The sequence below is a fragment of the Microbispora sp. H10830 genome, assembly GCF_014161375.1.
Classification (GTDB): Bacteria; Actinomycetota; Actinomycetes; order Streptosporangiales; family Streptosporangiaceae; genus Microbispora; species Microbispora catharanthi.
Map to the genome: position 1 here is coordinate 15,782 of NZ_JABBWX010000018.1, position 18,100 is coordinate 33,881.

19 protein-coding genes are annotated in these 18,100 nt (G+C 70.5%); 8 read left to right on the forward strand and 11 right to left on the reverse strand.

What is annotated here, in order from left to right:
- The first annotated feature begins 7 nt into the window (after positions 1–7).
- Together HHX35_RS34700 and HHX35_RS34705 are read left to right on the forward strand one after the other, a co-directional pair.
- A complete protein-coding gene (locus HHX35_RS34700; RefSeq protein WP_182902878.1) occupies positions 8–1,393 on the forward strand; it encodes a cell wall metabolism sensor histidine kinase WalK in 1,386 nt (461 codons plus the stop codon).
- Positions 1,394–1,433: 40 nt separating this feature from the next.
- A complete protein-coding gene (locus HHX35_RS34705; protein WP_182903002.1) occupies positions 1,434–3,311 on the forward strand; it encodes an acyl-CoA dehydrogenase family protein in 1,878 nt (625 codons plus the stop codon).
- A gap of 58 nt (positions 3,312–3,369) precedes the next feature.
- Here the strand turns inward: HHX35_RS34705 and HHX35_RS34710 are convergent, their stop codons facing one another.
- Positions 3,370–3,531, reverse strand: coding sequence for a hypothetical protein (locus HHX35_RS34710; RefSeq protein WP_182902879.1), 162 nt, complete (start codon positions 3,529–3,531; stop codon positions 3,370–3,372).
- Between the two features lie 292 nt (positions 3,532–3,823).
- On the opposite strand from HHX35_RS34710, the gene HHX35_RS34715 reads away from it, so the two are divergent.
- Positions 3,824–3,970, forward strand: a complete 147-nt coding sequence (locus HHX35_RS34715) for a hypothetical protein (protein ID WP_182902880.1) — start codon at positions 3,824–3,826, stop codon at positions 3,968–3,970.
- 55 nt (positions 3,971–4,025) lie between these two features.
- On the opposite strand, the gene HHX35_RS34720 is transcribed toward HHX35_RS34715, so the two are convergent.
- A complete protein-coding gene (locus HHX35_RS34720; protein WP_182902881.1) occupies positions 4,026–4,772 on the reverse strand; it encodes a TetR/AcrR family transcriptional regulator in 747 nt (248 codons plus the stop codon).
- Between the two features lie 105 nt (positions 4,773–4,877).
- Here HHX35_RS34720 and HHX35_RS34725 point away from each other — a divergent pair, with 105 nt between their 5' ends.
- On the forward strand, positions 4,878–5,645 hold the full coding sequence (locus HHX35_RS34725) for an SDR family oxidoreductase (protein WP_182902882.1): 768 nt from the start codon (positions 4,878–4,880) through the stop codon (positions 5,643–5,645).
- Between the two features lie 104 nt (positions 5,646–5,749).
- Here the strand turns inward: HHX35_RS34725 and HHX35_RS34730 are convergent, their stop codons facing one another.
- The 5 genes from HHX35_RS34730 to HHX35_RS34750 all read right to left on the reverse strand — a co-directional run bounded on the left by HHX35_RS34730 (position 5,750) and on the right by HHX35_RS34750 (position 10,663).
- Positions 5,750–6,895, reverse strand: coding sequence for an acetyl-CoA C-acetyltransferase (locus tag HHX35_RS34730; protein WP_182902883.1), 1,146 nt, complete (start codon positions 6,893–6,895; stop codon positions 5,750–5,752).
- A 101-nt stretch (positions 6,896–6,996) separates the two neighbouring features.
- Positions 6,997–7,881, reverse strand: coding sequence for a hypothetical protein (locus tag HHX35_RS34735; RefSeq protein WP_182902884.1), 885 nt, complete (start codon positions 7,879–7,881; stop codon positions 6,997–6,999).
- An 80-nt stretch (positions 7,882–7,961) separates the two neighbouring features.
- On the reverse strand, positions 7,962–8,879 hold the full coding sequence (locus HHX35_RS34740) for a class F sortase (RefSeq protein WP_182902885.1): 918 nt from the start codon (positions 8,877–8,879) through the stop codon (positions 7,962–7,964).
- Between the two features lie 8 nt (positions 8,880–8,887).
- Positions 8,888–9,817: a hypothetical protein gene (locus HHX35_RS34745; RefSeq protein WP_182902886.1), complete on the reverse strand. Its 930-nt coding sequence runs from the start codon at positions 9,815–9,817 to the stop codon at positions 8,888–8,890.
- A 318-nt stretch (positions 9,818–10,135) separates the two neighbouring features.
- A complete protein-coding gene (locus HHX35_RS34750) occupies positions 10,136–10,663 on the reverse strand; it encodes a hypothetical protein (RefSeq protein WP_182902887.1) in 528 nt (175 codons plus the stop codon).
- Between the two features lie 16 nt (positions 10,664–10,679).
- Between HHX35_RS34750 and HHX35_RS34755 the strand changes: the two genes are divergently transcribed.
- Both HHX35_RS34755 and HHX35_RS34760 read left to right on the forward strand, forming a co-directional pair.
- Entirely contained in the window at positions 10,680–11,219 is a 540-nt protein-coding gene (locus HHX35_RS34755) for a hypothetical protein (RefSeq protein ID WP_182902888.1), read from the forward strand.
- A 316-nt stretch (positions 11,220–11,535) separates the two neighbouring features.
- The gene (locus HHX35_RS34760; protein ID WP_182902889.1) at positions 11,536–12,297 is read left to right on the forward strand and encodes a hypothetical protein; all 762 of its coding nucleotides are present in this window, start codon (positions 11,536–11,538) and stop codon (positions 12,295–12,297) included.
- Positions 12,298–12,308: 11 nt separating this feature from the next.
- On the opposite strand, the gene HHX35_RS34765 is transcribed toward HHX35_RS34760, so the two are convergent.
- Positions 12,309–13,193 carry a class F sortase gene (locus HHX35_RS34765; RefSeq protein WP_182902890.1) on the reverse strand — a complete coding sequence of 295 codons (885 nt, stop codon included), beginning with the start codon at positions 13,191–13,193 and terminating at the stop codon, positions 12,309–12,311.
- A gap of 11 nt (positions 13,194–13,204) precedes the next feature.
- On the reverse strand, positions 13,205–14,656 hold the full coding sequence (locus tag HHX35_RS34770) for a hypothetical protein (RefSeq protein WP_182902891.1): 1,452 nt from the start codon (positions 14,654–14,656) through the stop codon (positions 13,205–13,207).
- Between the two features lie 205 nt (positions 14,657–14,861).
- Between HHX35_RS34770 and HHX35_RS34775 the strand changes: the two genes are divergently transcribed.
- Positions 14,862–16,007, forward strand: a complete 1,146-nt coding sequence (locus tag HHX35_RS34775; protein ID WP_182902892.1) for an acyl-CoA dehydrogenase family protein — start codon at positions 14,862–14,864, stop codon at positions 16,005–16,007.
- 14 nt (positions 16,008–16,021) lie between these two features.
- Here HHX35_RS34775 and HHX35_RS34780 read toward each other — a convergent pair whose 3' ends face one another.
- Complete coding sequence (locus tag HHX35_RS34780; RefSeq protein ID WP_167538831.1) at positions 16,022–16,183, reverse strand: hypothetical protein; 162 nt, start codon at positions 16,181–16,183, stop codon at positions 16,022–16,024.
- Between the two features lie 65 nt (positions 16,184–16,248).
- Positions 16,249–17,040 (reverse strand): alpha/beta fold hydrolase, encoded by a 792-nt coding sequence (locus HHX35_RS34785; protein ID WP_182902893.1) that lies wholly within the window; start codon positions 17,038–17,040, stop codon positions 16,249–16,251.
- Between the two features lie 151 nt (positions 17,041–17,191).
- Between HHX35_RS34785 and HHX35_RS34790 the strand changes: the two genes are divergently transcribed.
- Positions 17,192–18,082: a hypothetical protein gene (locus tag HHX35_RS34790; RefSeq protein WP_182902894.1), complete on the forward strand. Its 891-nt coding sequence runs from the start codon at positions 17,192–17,194 to the stop codon at positions 18,080–18,082.
- Positions 18,083–18,100: the final 18 nt, after the last annotated feature.

Below are 18,100 nucleotides of genomic sequence, written 5' to 3' on the forward strand. Positions count from 1 at the left end.
ACCGGTGATGTCGCTCAGGACGCGCCTGCTCGCCGGGCTGCTCGGAGTGAGCGCGGTCCTGCTGGTCGTGTTCTCCCTCGTCAGCGTCGTCGTCCTGCGCGGCCACCTGCGTACGCGGCTGGAGGGACAGGTGGTGGCGGCGACCGTCACGGCGGCGCGCCGGGTGGTCGAGGGGGACCCGCTCGCGCAGGCGCTGACCGGCTCGACCTACGCCCTCGCGGTCTACAACCTCTCCGAGCAGCACGCGCATCTGGTCAGCGGCGACGCGGACGAGGCCGCGGCCGTGCCCGGCCTGACCGAGGCGCTGGGCAGGGACAGGCTGCTGGCGTACGCGGCGCAGGGCCGCACCTTCGACCTCGACCCGAGCGGCGGACACGAGCTGATCGCGGCCGCGGCGATGTCGCCGAGCGGTCTGCGGCTGATGGTCATCGCGGTGCCCCTGGACGCGGTGGACGACCCGGTGCGCCACCTGCTGATCAGCGAACTGGCGACCGGCGGGGTGCTGATCCTGCTGCTGGCCGCGGGCGGCCGGCTGCTGATCGCCGGCGGCCTGGCGCCACTCGGCAAGATGGCGCGCACCGCCCATCTCGTGGCCGAGCGAGTCGACCTGTCGGCCCGGATGCCCGAGGGACCGTCGGAGGTCGGCAGGCTCGGCGCCGCGATCAACCTCATGCTCGACAGGATCGCCGGCGCCTTCCGCGACCGCCAGGCGTCGGAGGACCGCGTGCGCCGCTTCGCCGCCGACGCCTCCCACGAGCTGCGCACCCCGCTGTCGACCATTTCCGGGTATGCGGAGCTGTACCGGGCCGGGGCGATCCCGGCCGAGGACCTGCCCAAGATCATGGGGCGGATCGAGGCCGAGGCCAACCGCATGGGCCGCCTGGTGGGCGAGATGCTGGAACTCGCGCGGCTCGACCGTGGCACCGCGCTCGCGCTCAACGAGATCGACCTGGCCGAGATGGCCCGTGAGGTGGCCGCCGACTCGGCCGCCCTCGACCCCGCGCACCCGGTCACGGTGGAGGCGCCGCCGTCCCTGGTCGCGACGGTGGACGAGGCCAGGGTCCGCCAGGTGCTCGTCAACCTGCTCGGCAACGTGCGAGCGCACACCCCCGGGGGCACCCGGGCCGCCGTACGGCTGCTGCGCGCCCCGGAGTCGGTGACGATCGAGGTGCGCGACACCGGGCCGGGGATGAGCCCGGAGCAGGCCGAACGCGCCTTCGACCGCTTCCAGCGCGGAGAGGACCACCTGTACGGCGGGGCGGGGCTCGGCCTGTCGATCGTGAAGGCCATCGTGGAGGCGCACGGCGGCCGGTGCCGGATCGTCTCCTCCCCCGGCGAAGGGACGGCCGTACACATCGCGCTTCCCGCGATGCAAGAGGCTACTGGCGGGTAGGTAACGAGGAGAGCTCGTTTCACCGCCGAGGAGGTCGATGATGACGACCGATTACGCCAAGGCCAGGGAGGTGGCCGAGCAGGCGCGCGAGACGGAGTGGACCCGCCCGAGCTTCGGCAAGCAGCTCTTCCTCGGGGACTTCCGGCTGGACCTCGTGCATCCCGCCCCCCGCCTCACCGAGGAGGAGATCAAGAAGGGAGACGACTTCCTGCGCGCGCTGCGGGCGTTCCTGCAGGAGAAGGTCGATCCCTCGCTCATCGAGCGCACCGCCGTGATTCCGGACGAGGTGATCAAGGGCCTGGCGGCGATCGGCGCGTTCGGCATGACCACCGAGGAGGAGTACGGCGGGCTGGGGCTGAGCCACCTGTACTACTGCCGCGCGCTGGCACTCGTGACGTCGTGCTCCCCCGCGCTCAGCGCACTGCTGTCGGCCCACCAGTCCATCGGGGTTCCGCAGCCGCTGCGGCTGTTCGGCACCCCCGAGCAAAAGCGCCGCTTCCTGCCCCGCTGCGCCCGGGGCGAGATCTCGGCCTTCCTGCTCACGGAGCCGGACGTCGGGTCCGACCCCGCCCGGCTGTCGACGACCGCCGTCCGCGACGGCGACGCGTACGTGATCAACGGCGTGAAGCTGTGGACGACCAACGGCGTCGTGGCCGACCTGCTCGTCGTGATGGCCCGGACCGGCACCAAGATCTCGGCCTTCGTGGTCGAGGCCGACTCGCCCGGTATCACCGTCGAGCACCGCAACCGGTTCATGGGCCTGCGCGGCATCGAGAACGGCGTCACGCGCTTCCACCAGGTGCGCGTACCGGTGGAGAACCTGATCGGCCGCGAGGGCCAGGGCCTGAAGATCGCTTTGACCACGCTCAACACCGGGCGCCTGTCGCTGCCGGCCACGTGCGTCGGCGCGGCGAAGTGGGCCACCAAGATCGCCCGTGAGTGGGGGTGCGAGCGGGTCCAGTGGGGCAGGCCGGTCGGGCAGCACGAGGCCATCGCCCGCAAGGTCGCCTTCATCGCCGCCACCGCGTACGCGCTCGAGTCGGTGGTGGACCTGTCCAGCCGGATGGCCGACGACGAGCGCAACGACATCCGCATCGAGGCCGCGCTCGCCAAGCTGTACAGCACGGAGATGGCCTGGCGGCTGATGGACGAGCTGGTGCAGATGAGAGGCGGGCGCGGCTACGAGACCGCCGAGTCGCTGCACGCCCGCGGCGAGCGCGGCGTGCCCGCCGAGCAGATGCTGCGCGACCTGCGGATCAACCGCATCTTCGAGGGCTCGACCGAGATCATGCACCTGCTCATCGCCCGCGAGGCGGTGGACGCCCACCTGTCGGTCGCGGGCGAGCTCGTCGATCCGAAGGCCGGCCTGCGGGCCAAGGGGCGGGCGGCCACCCGGGCCGGCGCCTTCTACGCCAGGTGGCTGCCGAGTCTGGTGACCGGGCCCGGCCAGGTGCCCACGTCGTACGCCGAGTTCGGCCCGCTGGCCCAGCACCTGCGGTATGTCGAGCGGACCAGCCGCAAGCTCGCCAGATCGACGTTCTACGGCATGTCGCGCTGGCAGGCGCGGCTGGAGCACAAGCAGGGGTTCCTGTCGCGGATCGTGGACATCGGCGCCGAACTGTTCGCCATCACCGCGGTCTGCGTGCGCGCCCAGGAGGACGCGGCCGAGTTCGGGCGCAAGCCGTACGAGCTGGCCGACACCTTCTGCCACCAGGCCAGGCAGCGGGCCGAGGCGCTGTTCGACCGGCTGTGGGACAACACCGACGCCAGGGACGTACGGCTGGCCCGGCGGGTGCTCGACGGGCGTTACACGTTCATGGAGGACGGGATCGTCGACCCGTCGCTGGAGGGCCCGTGGATCGCCCCTCAGCGCACCGGGCCGTCCATGTTCGACGACGTCCACCGGCGTATCGGCTGAACGCCACGGCCCCGTCCCCGCGCGAGCGCGGGGACGGGACCGTGGAACGAGGTATGACTCACACGTCGTAGCACCACATCCAGCCGTAGCCCGAGATGTAGCAGCGGTACCAGCCGTCAGCGGGCTGCATCGCGTGCGCCGGGCTGGACAGGACGCCGAAGGTGGTGACGGCGACGGCGGTGGTGGCGAGAGCGGCCGCAGCGCGCTTGATGGACTTCACGGGTATCTCCTGTGCAAGGAACGTCTCTTTGACGTGTTTGAGTACACAGGAACCCACTTGTCGCGATCTGGTATCCGACTTGCACGCCGCTTGGACGCTTTGGTGCGAAAAAACCCTTTGTCCCCGGCTGTGGCGCGTTGTTAGGGTCACCGGCATGTGGATTCTGTACGGCGACCGCTGATCAGCCCTCTGAGCCGCTGATCCGCTCAGCTTTCCCGGCCCTGTCCATCCGACGCGGCAGCTGAGTGACGGCACCTCGGTGCCGCGTTCCCGACGTACAAGGAGATCCCGTATGCGTACTCGCGCGTCCAGCAAGGGCGGCAAGCAGCAGAACCCGCGCACGCCGCAGCCCCAGCGCTCCTTCCCGCCGCCGCGTCAGATCCCGGCCCCGCCCATGCGGCCGGTGCGGCAGCCGCGGCGGCTGCCGAGAGCCAGGTAAGCCGCTTCGCGGCCGAAAGGGCATCCCGGGTGATCCGGGGTGCCCTTTCTCCACGTCAACGGCCCGGTGGCGTGCCCGGCGCCTCCGCCAGGAGCTTCTCGAGCCCGTCGAGCAGGCAGCGCAGCCCGAACTCCAGGGGCTCGGCCGCGGGCTGGGAGTAGCCGCCGCCCCGCATGGCCGCGACCAGGGCCGGATAGCGGTCGCCATGCCGGCGCAGCCGCTCCCCGAGAGCGGCCGACCACTCGTCGACGCGTAGCCGATCGGCTCCCGTCATGTTCTGCGCGACGCTGCGGACATGCCCGTTGAGGAGCAGGAACGCGTCGTGCTGCTCGACCGGCGGAAAACCGGCGTCCGCGAGGACGGCGAGCGCGGCGTCCAGCCAGCCCAGCTCGTTCGGCCCCATGATGCGATGCCCGCCGGTCGCCTCGATCAGCCAGCGATGGCGCACGAAGAGCCGCAGGCACTGCCGGGCCCAGTCCGCCAGCCGGTCACGCCACCCTCCCGGCACGGACTCCAGATCGGGGCGGTCGCCGATCGCCGTATCGATCATGAGGGCGACCAGCTCCGCCTTGCCCGGCACGTACCGGTACAGCGACATCGTCGTGAACCCGAAGGCGGCGGCGATCCGCTGCATGGAGACGGCCGCCAGCCCCTCGGCGTCGGCGATCTCGATCGCGGTCCCGGTGATCCGCTCCACGGACATGCTCGGCTTCGGACCCCGGCTGGGCCTGTCGGCCGTCCCCCAGAGCAGGTCCATGCCGCGGGCGAGATCGCCGCCGCCCTTGTCACCCTTTGCCGCCACCGGCCCTCCCGATTCACCTTGACCCTCTTCCAAAAACTGTATATAACATAGACAAAACAGTGTGCGACATAAACAGTTTTTGCATGAGCTGAGGAGATGGACGGAATGAGCAAGCTCGCGGGTAAGACGGCGCTGGTCACCGGTGGTTCGCGCGGAATCGGCCGGGCGATCGCCCAGCGCCTGGCGGCGGACGGCGCGTACGTCGCCGTGCACTACGGCCGCAACGAGTCCGCGGCGAAGGAGACGATCGCGACGATCGAGCAGGCGGGCGGCCGCGCCTTCGCCGTCCGGGCCGAGCTCGGCGTGCCCGGCGACGTCGACACGCTGTTCGCCGGGCTGGAGGAGGGCCTGGCCGGGCGGCCGCTGGACATCCTGGTCAACAACGCGGGCGGCGCGATGGGAACCGGCTCGATCGACCGGACGACCCCCGAGGAGTTCGACCGGCTGATCGCGCTCAACGTGCGCGCGCCGTTCTTCATCATCCAGCGGGCTCTGCCCCTGCTGCGCGACGGCGGCCGCATCATCAACATCTCCTCCGCCGACACGCGCATCGCCATCGCCCACGAACTCGCCTACTCGATGGCCAAGGGTGCGATCAACGTGCTCGGCAGGACGCTGGCCCATGCGGTGGGCGAACGAGGCATCACGGTCAACACGGTGGCGCCCGGCGTCACCGACACCGAACCGAACGCCTGGATCCACTCCAGCCCGGAGATCGAGGCGCTCACCGCGACGGCCTCCGCGCTCAACCGCATCGGCCAGCCGTCCGACATCGCCGACGTCGTGGCCTTCCTCGCCTCCGACGACGCCCGCTGGATCACCGGCGACCTCATCGACGCCACCGGCGGCACCTTCCTCGGCCCCCGCATCTGAGGACGGACGCGAGAGCCCCGTACGGCTCTGGGCACACCACGCCGCTCTCCTGCACGAAAAGGGCACCCCGGGGCGATCCGGGGTGCCCTTTTCGTGCGGAACGGTCAGAGACGCTCGATGATCGTGACGTTGGCCTGGCCGCCGCCCTCGCACATCGTCTGCAGGCCATACCGCCCACCGGTGCGCTCAAGCTCGTGCAGGAGCTTGGTCATGAGGATCGCGCCGGTGCCGCCCAGCGGGTGCCCCAGCGCGATGGCTCCGCCGTTGGGGTTGGTCCGCGCCGGGTCGGCCCCGATCTCCTTGAGCCAGGCCAGCGGCACCGGGGCGAACGCCTCGTTGATCTCGATGACGTCGATGTCCCCGATCGCGAGCCCCGCCTTGGCCAGCGCCTTGCGGGTGGCCGGGATCGGCGCCGTGAGCATGTAGATCGGGTCGTCACCGGTCAGCGCGAGCGTGACGATGCGGGCGCGCGGGACCAGCCCGTGGTCGCGCACCGCCTGCTCCGAGGCGATGAGCAGCGCGCCCGAGCCGTCGGAGATCTGCGAGGAGGTGGCCGCGGTGATCCGGCCGCCCTCGCGCAGGGTCTTCAGCTCGGCCATCTTCTCCAGCGTGGTGTCGGGCCGTGGGCCCTCGTCGTCGGTCACGCCGCCGACCGGGGCGATCTGGTCCTTGAAGTGGCCGTTGGCGATCGCCTTCGCGGCCAGCTGGTGGCTCTCGTAGGCGTAGCGCTCCAGATCGTCACGCTCCAGGCCCCACTTCTCGCACATCAGCTCCGCGCCGCGGAACTGGGAGATCTCCTGCTTGCCGTACCGCTCGACCCACTTGTCGCCGAACGGGAACGGCATGCCCTTCTCCAGCGCCGCCGTGATGCTCGACCCCATCGGGACGATGGACATCGACTCGACGCCGGCCGCCACGACCAGGTCCTGCGTGCCCGACAGCACTCCCTGCGCGGCGAAGTGGATGGCCTGCTGCGACGAGCCGCACTGCCGGTCGATCGTGACCCCGGCCACGGTCTCCGGGAGGCCCGCGCTGAGCCACGCGTTGCGTGCGATGTCCATGGACTGCGGGCCGAACTGCATGACGCAGCCCATGATCACGTCGTCCACGGCGGCGGGATCGACGCCGGTGCGCTCGACGAGCGCGGAGAGAGTGTGGGCGGCCAGGTCGACCGGGTGGACCGCGGAGAGCCCGCCCTTCTTCTTGCCGACCGGCGTGCGGACCGCCCCGACGATGTACGCCTCTGCCACAGTGCCTCCATAGGAAACCGAGCAATGTTCGGTTAGTGAGAGGTTACATCAGAACTTTCGTCGGGGGAGGCGACGGTATGGGCGTGGTCGATGGGCAGGGCTCAGGCGTATCGTCCGGGCAGCACGTCGCCGGCCTCGGCGAGTTGGAAACCCCGGCTGTCGGCCGCGATCCCCCGGAGCCCGTCCGCGAGCGCGAGCGCCACGGCCGCCCGCGCGAGCAGCGCCCCCTGCGCCTCGTCCGCGCTCGTCACCTCTTCCGTCCGGCCGTCGGCCGCATCTCCGGCAGCCGCACCGGCAAGCTCCGCGTCCTCGCCTCCCGTCTCCTCCGTACGCGCGGCCGGGGAGACCCGGGCGATCGCGATCTCCGTCAGGTACGGCCAGCGGACCTGGGCGGCGGGCGGCATGCGGTGCCCCTCCTCGACCGTGACCAGCACGTCGGCGCCCGCGTAGACGTCGGCCACCCTGCCACGGCGGACGGGGACGTGGACGACGCCCTCGATCAGCTCACCTTCCGGCCACCTTTCGGTGTCCACGGCGTCGGCGTGCCGCAGTGACTCGGCCAGGATCGGCAGGATCTCCTCGGGCTCCGGCACGGCCGGCAGGTAGACCAGCGGGTCTCCGCCGTCCTCCGCCGGATCGAGCGGCTCGCCCTGGCAGAGTGACCAGCCGCCCAGGCGGTATGCGATGCCCTCGGCCAGGCTCTTGTCGAAGAAGTCCACCGGCAGCGGGCCCTCGGCGGCGATCCGGCACGCCCAGAGCCTGTCCTCGTCGGGCACGCCGAGCTTGGCGAGGACGTCTCCGGTCAGTTCGACGGGCGGCTCGATGCGCGCCCCGCCCGCGAGGATGTCGTCGCCGTCGGTTCTCGCCTCGGGATCGGCGAGTTGTGCGACCGCCAGCAGTGTCTTCGGATCCGGCCGGGCGGGCAGCAGCGCCGTGGGCCCTGTGCGCAGCCGACCGGGCAGCAGGAGTTTCGAGAACCAGCCCATTGGCCCTCCTCATGATCGGTCGAAGAGACCATAGCCCCGACGGCCGCCGGCCACGAGCCCTTCCGGCGAGGTGCCCCGGCTCAGGACGTCGTTTTCGCCAGACGCGTTCCGGTCATCGTGGCGTAGACGATGACATTGTCGAAGTAGTGACCGGTCGAATAGTTGTATTTGCCGCCACAGGTGATCAGCCTGAGCTCGGCGTTGTCGGCGTGCCCGTACACCCGGTTGGTGGGGAACGTCTGCTTGTTCGCCTGCTCGATACCGCCCACGGTGAAGATGGCCACGGTCCCGTCGAGGCGGTACACCTCGATCTTGTCGCCGTACGCCAGTTCGTGCAGACGAGTGAAGACGGCGCTGCGCGAGGTGGTGTCCTTGTGGCCGAGCATGACCGCCGGGCCCGACTCACCCGCCGTCGGGCCTCCGCGATACCAGCCGACCAGATTCGGGTTGCTGATCGGGGGCGTCTGGATCGCACCGGAGCGGTCGAGACCGACCGACTTGATCGACGCGTTCACGCCGATCTTGGGAATGACCAGGCGCTTGGGCGTGGACGGCTGCATCGCCGGAGCCGCCGGAATGTTCGGAACCGGCGGAGGCGCGGTGGCGACCGCCTGCGTCAGCGGCTGCCCGGCGCCGCCCGGCCCCACGGAGGGGGCGAGCCCGTTCTGCGGCGCCGCGAGCTTCACCGTCGAGCGGGTCGGCGCGGCGTACTCGTCGGGGTTGTTCACCATGATCACTACGCCCACGATCACGACGACCAAGCCCAGGATGGCCGCCGTGATCAGCACCCGCCGGATGGCCTCCGCGCCGTCGCCGGGAGGCTTCTCCTCCGGCGGCTGCGGCGGGGGCACCGGCTGCACGTGCTGCATCTGGGGCAGCATGACCGGCTGGAAGACCGGCTGGCCGTAAACCGGCTGCGGGTAGCCCTGCCCGCCCGGCCCGGGAGGCATGCCGTACGGCTGGCCCGGCGGGTACTGTCCAGGTGGCGGGGTGGTCATGGCTCGTCCTACTGCCTCACCGGGCGGCGCCGGGTCCGGAGCACGAGTCCGCCGCCCCCCGCCGCCAGCATGAGCGCGACGCCGGTGAGGACGAAGAGGCGGGCGTCGGGGCCCGCGTCCCCTCCACCGCCGGTGGCCGCGCCACCCCCGGGAGTGTTCTCGACCTGGACGGACCTCGTCTTCTTCGTCTTGGCAGGCGTGGGCGACGCGAAGACCGTCTCGTACACCGTCCTGGTGTTACGCGGCGTGGGCGAGACGCTCGCGGAGGCACTGGGGCTGGCGCTGGCGCTGGCACTCGCGCTCGGGGACGCCGAGGCGCTCGTCACCGGAATCGTCGCCACGGCCGGCAGCGTGCTGCCCGTCGTCGCGACCACGCAGTTGTAGAGCGCGGTGGGCGTCGTGGTGGTCGTGCCCCCCGTGCCGGCGGGCGCGACCATGCTGATCTTGAAGTCCTTCGCCGTCAGCACGACGGAGGTGGCCCCGGTCGACGGCGTGACGGTCAGCGTCGCCATGGGGAGCGGCGGCATCGACCCCTGGGCCGCGACGGACGCGGTCAACGCCGTGCCGGTCGGCGAGGGTGTGGACACGCCCGCGGTCATGCCGGCCGGCAGCGCCGACGCCGACACGGTGGGCTGCAACTCGATCGCCGCGCCGCTCGCGATCTGCACCGGCGCGGGGAACGCCGAAGTCGTGACCGGCTGGATGTTCAGGGTCGCGGTGTACTGGGTGCCGGTCACCGCCGAGGTGCTCGCGGTGAGCGTCACCGTGAAATCGTGCGTGACGGCGGTGCCGCCCGTGCCCGGAGTGCAGCTGTAGGTCACGGTCTTCGTGTCGGCTCGCGCGCCGAGCGCGCCCAGGCCCAGGAGAAGGCCCGCGCTGACCACTCCGGCCGCGGCGGCCCTTCCGGCGACACGGCCCCGCGCCTTTGACTTCAGCACTGACTTCTCTCCACTTCCATGCTCGCAGTCAACAGGCGTACCAGCATGCCAGCATACGGTCACGGTCAGGTAGAGATCTTACGGACAAAAACCCCAAGACCGCCTCCCCTTGCTCAAACTTTCTCACGTTCTCGGCATGTCCGCGTCAGCCGGACACTAGGGAGTGTCTGACAAATGCTGCCCGTCGCGAGCGTGGATCCAGGTGGATGCATCGCAAGGCGGAGGAGGAGCCGATAACAGCGTTATCGGCGACGACGACAACGCAGCGAGGCGCCGCCTGGGCCACGCGCAGCAGGGCCATGATTTGTCAGACACGACCTAGTGCCTGCCGTACGAGCCGGGGTTGTATGAGCCGGGGTTCGGACCGAAGCGCCGGAGCAGCAGCCCTCCGGCCGCAGCCGCGGCCATCAGCGCCAGGCCGGTGAGCACGACAAGCCGGGCGTCCGGGCCCGCGTCGCCCCCGGCCCCGGTCTGCGCGCCGCCGAGCGGCGTGGTCTTGATCTGCTTGGTCGCCGTACGGGAGACCGTCGCGGTCGCCGTGACCGTGGTGGTCGCCGTGGTCCTCGTGGTCGGGGTCGTCGACGCTCCGGGGCTGGGAGTGGGCGAGCTGCTCGTGTTGCCGCCCGCGTTGTCGCTGCCGGACGGGCTCGGCGAGGGGGAAGGCGAAGCGGACGGTGAGGGGGACGGCGAGGCGGACGAGGAGGCGACGACGGTGAGCGCGAGCGACGCCCGGGTCGCGGACGCCGGCAGCGTGCACGTGTAGAGCGCCTCGCCCGTGCCGGTGGTGTCCCCCGCCGGGCGCAGCTTCAGCGTGAAGTTCCCTGCCGCGACTCCGACCGTGCCCACCGCCGTCGGAGTCAGCGTGACGAGCAGTTCGGGGATCGGCGTCAGCGTGGCCGACGGCGAGACAGACGACGGAAGCACCGTGGAGGCGGACGGGCTCAGCGTGATGACCGAAGGACTCTCCTCCTGCGTGCCGGTCTCCGTGTCGTCCGTGTCCTCGCCGGAGGGAGTCGCGCTGGCGGAGGGTGACGCACTCGCGGAGGGTGACGCACTCGCGGAGGGTGACGCATTCGCGGAGGGTGACGCGGAAGTGTTCGTGTCGTCCGAAGACGGCGAGGCCGAAGGGGAGGGGGTGGCCGACGCGGAAGGCGACGCCGACGGAGAGGGCGTGGGGGTCGGCGACGGGCTGGGAGTGGCGGACTCGCTCACGACGGGAGCGCCGGTCACCTCCACCAGGCCCTCGGCGACCATGACGTCGTTCGCCGCGATACCCGTCGCCGGTGCCACCATCGCGCTCTGGCCGCTCGACGGCGACGCGGGAGCGATCCGCCAGGTCACGGTCGCCGTGCTGCTCACCACCGGGTCGTCGGGCGCGACCAGGGTCACGTTCACCGGGTAGGTCGCGGCGGCGCCGCCGGCCGGAGTGCAGGAATACGGCACGGTCGTGGTTTCGGTCGCCGCGAGCACCGGCCACGTCATCAGGGCCAGCGCGGCCGTCGCTCCCGCCGCCGACCGGGCCGCGATGCGACGCCTGGCACTCCTGCGCCGGGCACTGGGGTCGGGCACGACGTCTCTCCTGCCACCACAGTCACGTACGAAGTAGCGAACAGTCTTCCAGGAGTTGACCACCCACATCACCGGCGGGCGCCGTATGTCAGGAAATTCTCAGGGAACCTTCATCGCCCTCCCACGGTAGGGAGGGTGGAGGTACTGAAATGAGACGACTGCTCGTGGCCCTCGCGGCGATGGCCGCGATCCTCGCGCCGGCTCTGCCCGCTCACGCGCGGGCCGGCTTCTGGGCCGTGACCGAACTCGACCCGCTTCCCGCCGAGGTGCGGCCCGATATCTCCTACACGGTGGGCTTCTGGGTCCTCCAGCACGGCACCCATCCGTACGAGGGGCCCGGCGGCCTCGAACCGATCGGCCTGCACCTGACCGGGGAGGACGGCACGACCCTGACGTTCGGCGGGACACCGCTGCCGGAGCCCGCCCATTACGCCACGACCATCAAAGTGCCGGCCGGACGGTGGCGGGTGCAGGGTCTGCAGGGCATGTTCGCACCGTACGAGATCGGCACGCTCACGGTGCCGGGCGGGCTGAAGGCGGCTCCGCCGCAGTATCCGGTGCCCGCCGGCACCGAGGTCATGGATTATTGGGGGCCCGTGAAGCCGCCCGGGTTCCCCTGGAAGGCGGCGGCCGTCATTCCCAACCGCCTTCCGGCCGCGACGCCCGCCGCGTCCGCGCAGCCGGCCCGGACCATCAAACCGGACCGCGCCACCCAGCCGGCCCAGGCCGCTGCGGCCGTCGGTGATTCCTCGCCGTGGCGTCAGCCGTACGCGCTGCTCGCCGTCGCGGTGGCGGCGGTGGCGGGCACGCTGCTGGTCCAGCGCGCGGCTCGGACGGCCGCACGGCGCAGGCCGCACGATCCGCCCGAGCGCGAGCCGCGAGAGGGCGAAGAGGTGATCAGCACGGGCTGATCACCCCGCGATCACTTGCCCTTGGTCTCGGTCAGCGTCGCGTAGACGATGATGTTGTCGGTGTAGTGGTGCTGCTTGGCGTTGTAGACCCCGCCGCAGGTGATCAGCCGCAGCGACGATGTGATCGTGTTGCTGTAGACCCGCTTGGTCGGGAACGTCGACTTGCTGACCTGCTCGATCCCGTCCACCGTGAAGATCGCCATCTTGCCGTCCGCACGGAGAACGGCGATCTTGTTTCCGCGCTTGAGTTCGCGCAGGCGGCTGAAGACGGCGGCGCCCTTACGGGTGTTCACGTGCCCGAGGATGATCGCCGGCCCCTGGTCGCCGGGGGCCGGTCCGAAGCGGTACCAGCCGGTGAGGCTGGGCTTGCTCAGCGGGGGCGTCTGGATGACGCCGGACTTGTCCACGCCCACCGAGCCCACCGCGGCCTTCACGCCGATCGCGGGAATGCTGATCTTGAGCGGCCTGCCGGTGACCTTCTTGGTCGTCGTCTTCTTCGCGCCGGACGACGAGGACGACAGCGGCTTCGAGGACGACGAGGCCACGCTCGTGAGGGTCAGCGGGGCGATCGGCTGCATCGCGGGAGCCGGCGGCGGCGCGGTCGGGTCCGCCGCCGTGAGCGGCACGCCCGGCCCGCCCGGGCCGACGGTCGGCGGCAGGAAGGCCACGCTGCCCGCGTCCTGGACGTTCACCGCGCCCGCGACCGGCCCGCTCTCCTGGGAGTCCGAGGGGCTCAGCACGGCGAGCATCCCGGCCATCACCGCCGCGATGCCGCCGAACGACCCGGCCACGAGCAGGCCCGCGAGGACCGGCTGGGGCAGCGGCTTGCGCGTCTTCTTGGCGTCGGTGCCCGTGCTGCCCTGCTCGGGAGCCCCGCCGTCAGGAGTGTCGTTCATCGTCATCCTCCTCAGCCCCGCTCGCCCGAGTGCGCCGCCCTGCGCCGGAGCATCGCCACACCGCTGAGCATTCCGATCATCAACAGCGCGCCGCCCGAGCCGATCAGCAGCATGCCCGAGGACGACACGCGTTCCGGAGCCTCACCGGTCTGCGCACCGCCCTGCGGCGTGATCGCCACCTGCGCCACGCTCGGCGTCGCGGTCAGCGTGACCGTCTTCGTCGCCGTAGGCGACGGAGTGCCCTGCACTGTAACCACGGTGACGACGTAGTTCTGTGTCGGCGCCAGGTTCGGGCTCCTGCTCGCGGACGGCGACGGCGAGGCCGACGGAGACTGGCCGCCGCTCGGCGACCCCGAAGGCGTGGGAGTGGCCGACGCACTCGGCGAGACGCTTCCTGAAGGGCTGGCCGAGCTGTCCGGAGAAGGCGAGCTGTCCGGCGAGCTGTCCGGCGACGGGCTGACCGGATTGTCGTCGCCGCCGCCGATGTTGACGCGAATCGCCGTCGGCTTCTTCACCGGCTCGCATTTCGCTCGGAACTGCTTCGGCGGATCGGCCATCTCCTCGGTGACCACGCGGAAGCCGTCGACCATCGCCCACTTGGCGTCGGTCTTCTTGACGACCAGCTCGTGCTCCTTGTACTGCAGGCCCCGCATGCCCCAGAGGGCGTAGTTGCCCTGGTTGGCAACCACTACGGGGTTGCCGTCACGGTCCTTCGACGCGTCGGCGGTCGCCGGGATGCCGGGCTTGCCGTCCACGGTGAACTGCACCTGGCCGGCCCGGTGGTCCTGCTCGGTGATGAAGTCGACACCCGTGCCGGTGAACTTGAAGTGGGCTTCCGCTCCCACCACCTCGGACGCGTGGACGTCCTCGTGGATGTCGTGATTCTGCGGCTCGCGATCGTTGAAGTCGGTCCAGTCGGTGCCGACGTACTGCACCGACGGGTGATCGTCGTTGACGACGGTCTCCGAGGCGGGCGGGGTGAAGTCGATGAGCAGCCGGCGTGGCACGACCTCGAAGACCCCGGCCTGGGTCGTGCTCACCGAACCGGACACCAGTTCGGGCAGTTCCAGAGGGCCGCCGTTCTGAAGGAGCAGTTGATCCTTCGAGCCCACAGAGTTGAGCTCACCGGTCCACAGCTCGTCGGTGACGCCGACCACACCTGTCGCGGTGACCCTGGCGCCGGGCTGGAAGAGGCCTGGCGACAGGAAGCGCGTGTTGTCCCGGTAGGCGAGCTTCCATCGCACGTCGAGCGGCTGACCGACAGCCAGGGCGGTCTGCATGGTGAGCGTCACCTTGAGGTTGACCTGACCAGCCCCCGCGACACCCTCGGTGCACCGGTAGTTCATGTCGACCTGCACGGTCTCCGCTCTCGCCGACGTCAGCGGAAGCGCGAGAATTGCTCCTCCGACCACGCTGACGACAGCGGCGGCGAGAGTGCGCCGCCTCGCTTTCCACCGAATCACCGCATACTCCGATCACAGGTCCGCCCTGGCGGGCCTATAGCAAACCGAAGGTAGATCTTAGGGGCATCCGAAGCGGTCAAAGGGGTCGTTATCGCGATGGTTTCGGAGTTGTGACCGTCCGTACAACCTGAAGCCGATCGACCGGGGGAGGACCAGAATCGTATTCTGGTGCGGCCAACAGATTCTGAGCCGGAAGGCGTACCCGATGCGGCGAGACCTCTTCGACGAGGAGCACGACCTCTTCCGCGAGACCGTCCGTGAGTTCATGGCCCGCGAGGTCGTCCCCCACCACGCGCAGTGGGAGAAGGACGGCATCGTCCCCCGCGAGGTGTGGAAGAAGGCGGGCGAGCTGGGCATGTTCGGCTTCTCGGTGCCGGAGGAGTACGGCGGCTCGGGGATCACTGACTTCCGCTACAACATGGTGATCGTCGAGGAGATCATCCGCGTCGGCGCCAGCGGCCTGGGATTCGGCCTGCACAACGACATCATGGCGCCGTACATGGTCGATCTGACCAACGACGAGCAGAAGCAGCGCTGGCTGCCCGGCTTCGCGTCCGGCGAGCTGATCACGGCCATCGCGATGACCGAGCCGGGGGCCGGCAGCGACCTGCAGGGCATCCGCACCACCGCCGTCCGCGAGGGCGACCACTACGTGGTGAACGGGCAGAAGACCTTCATCACCAACGGCATCAACTCCGACCTCGTCGTGGTCGTGACCAAGACCGACCCCTCGGCGGGCGCGCGCGGCACCTCGCTGATGGTGGTAGAGCGCGGCATGGAGGGCTTCACCCGCGGCCGCAACCTGGAGAAGGTCGGCATGCACGCGCAGGACACCGCCGAGTTGTTCTTCGAGAACGTCCGGGTGCCGGTGGCCAATCTCCTGGGCGACGAGGAGGGTCAGGGCTTCTTCCAGCTCATGAACAACCTGCCGCAGGAGCGGCTGTCGATCGCGGTGGCGGCCGTGGCCGCGGCGGAGACGGTGCTGGAGGAGACGATCGAGTACTGCCGCAACCGTACGGCCTTCGGCCGCAGCATCGGCAAGTTCCAGAACACCCGGTTCCTGCTGGCCGAGCTGGCCACCGAGGTGGAGATCGCCCGCCACTACGTGGACAAGAGCGTGCAAGCGCTCAACGCCAAGGAGCTCACTGCGGTGGACGCCGCGAAGGCCAAGTGGTGGACGACCGAGCTGCAGAACAAGGTCGTCGACCGGTGCGTCCAGCTCCACGGCGGCTACGGCTACATGCTGGAGTATCCGGTGGCCAAGGCCTGGCTGGACAGCCGCGTACAGACGATCTACGGCGGCACCACCGAGATCATGAAGGAGATCATCGGCCGGTCCTTCGGCTTCTGACCCCCGCCGGCCGATCAGCTGTGCTGCTGTCCCCAGATCAGCAGCATGGCCACGACGAACACGACCATCACGCCTCCGTAGGCCACCGGGCTCAGCCGGAAGAACCGGCGCACCTTGTTCAGCAGCCACGCGAACAGGAGCGCCAGGAAGACCAGAAGGATGAGTCCGGTGTCCACACTGATCAGTATGCGCGGGTTTCCCCGCCCCCGCGTGTCCCTCGGCACAAGCGGCGCGGGGAGACTCAGCGAGGGTCTTCGCCGCCTTCGAGGACGCTGCCTTCGACGATCACCCGCGCGACCAGCTCCGGGTCGTCGCTCATCGGCACGTGGCCGCAGCCCCGCAGCAGCAGCGCCCGCTGCCCCGCCCACCGCGCCGCTCGTACGGCCTGGCGGCGCGGCAGCAGCCGGTCGCGGTCGCCCCAGGCGATCGTGACCGGCACCTGGGGCGGCGCGGGCGGCGCGACCCAGGCCAGCGAGTCCAGCGTCTCCTCGAACCCCACGCACTCGCGCAGCGCCGTGGCCGCCGCGAGCACGGTCTCACGCGACAGCCGCTCCGGACGGGCCATGAACAGGCCCAAGGCCAACGCCTTCCCCTCGTCCGTGCGGGCCGCGAGCGCGGGCAGCCCGTCCGCCCGCGCCGCCAGCCGCAGCAGGCGCAGCACGGCCCGCGCGTACGCGTGCTCGGGCCGGGACCAGAACCCGGCGGGAGACAGCGCGACGGCCGTGCGAACGTCGGCGGAAGACGCCAGGTCGAGCGCGATGTAGCCGCCCAGCGAGTTGCCCGCGACGTGCGGCCGGCTCAGGCCGAGCCCGGTCCAGAACTCCCGCACCGCCCGCCCCAGCGTCTCCACGTTGTACGGCGTGCCGTACGGCAGCGGCGGGGACTCGCCGAAGCCGGGCAGGTCAACCGCGATGACGTCGTGCCGCTCCGCGAGCAGATCGAGGACCGGCAGCCAGCCGTGCCGGTGGTGACCGATGCCGTGGAGGAGGACCAGCGGCGGGCCGCTGCCGCGACGGTCGTGGGCGAGCTCCATGCGTCCGAGTCAAGCACCAGGGACGGCCGGAAAGAAGCGCGCAGCGTGTCGCGTCCGCCGTCCGTCCGTTGAGGCGGATCCCGTGCGTGCTCGTCCGCGCGGGCTGCAATCATGTTCCGTCGCATTGATTGAAGACGAAATGAACCGACAAATGACCATGACTAAGCCGGAGGAACACACCGGCGTCGCCGACCTGCCGGAGCCGGACGTGAAGGCCGGTGTCATCGACTTGCTGGAACGCAGCGGATCGGTCGTGGTGCCCATCGGCATCGCTCTCTACGCGCTGCTCTATCTCGGCATCCAGCAGGTGTACGGCATCTTCAACATCAGCCCGGAACAGGCGGGCATCGACCAGGCCACCATGTTCGGCCGCCTGGTGGGAACGCTGATCCTGCTCATCATCGCCGGCGCGCTGCTCGCGGGCGTCATCGTGGCGGCCGTCTGGCTGCTCGACAAGGCCACCCTCGGCCATCTGTTCCGCCTGACCCAGGCCGTACGCGTGCGCCCGTGGGCCGCCGCGACCGCCGGCGCGCTGTGGTGCGGAGCGAGCTACTGGGGCTTTCTCGGTTACCTCGGGCTGGGCGAGGGCGCGTCGCTGGCCGGCATCGTGATCACCGCGGTGGTGATCGGCGCCCTGGCCTTCCTCGTGCCGTTCCGGCTGCTGCGGCGGCGTCCTGCCGGCCGCGCGGGCATGAAGATCGTGGTGGCCGCGTTCACCGGCATCGGGCTGGGCTTCGCGCTGATGGGGCAGATGGAGAGCGACGCGCTCGCCGTCGCCGAGAAGGGCAGGCCCGCGAGCATGCTCCTGTCGATGGTGGGCTTCCAGGACCAGTGGGTGGTGCTCAACGACCGCGAAAGCGGCAAGGTGCTGCGCGGCGGTGTGGAGGTGCTGCTGCTCGGCGAACGCGAGGGCGCGTACGCGTTGTACGACTGCGCGAACCAGGAGACCTTCCGCATCTCCATGGAAGCGACCGTGCTGCGGCAGGTGACGCTCGAACCCGAACGCCCGAGCGGCTACAGCTGCATGAAGCAGAAGAACTGACCGTGACGTGCCCCCGCA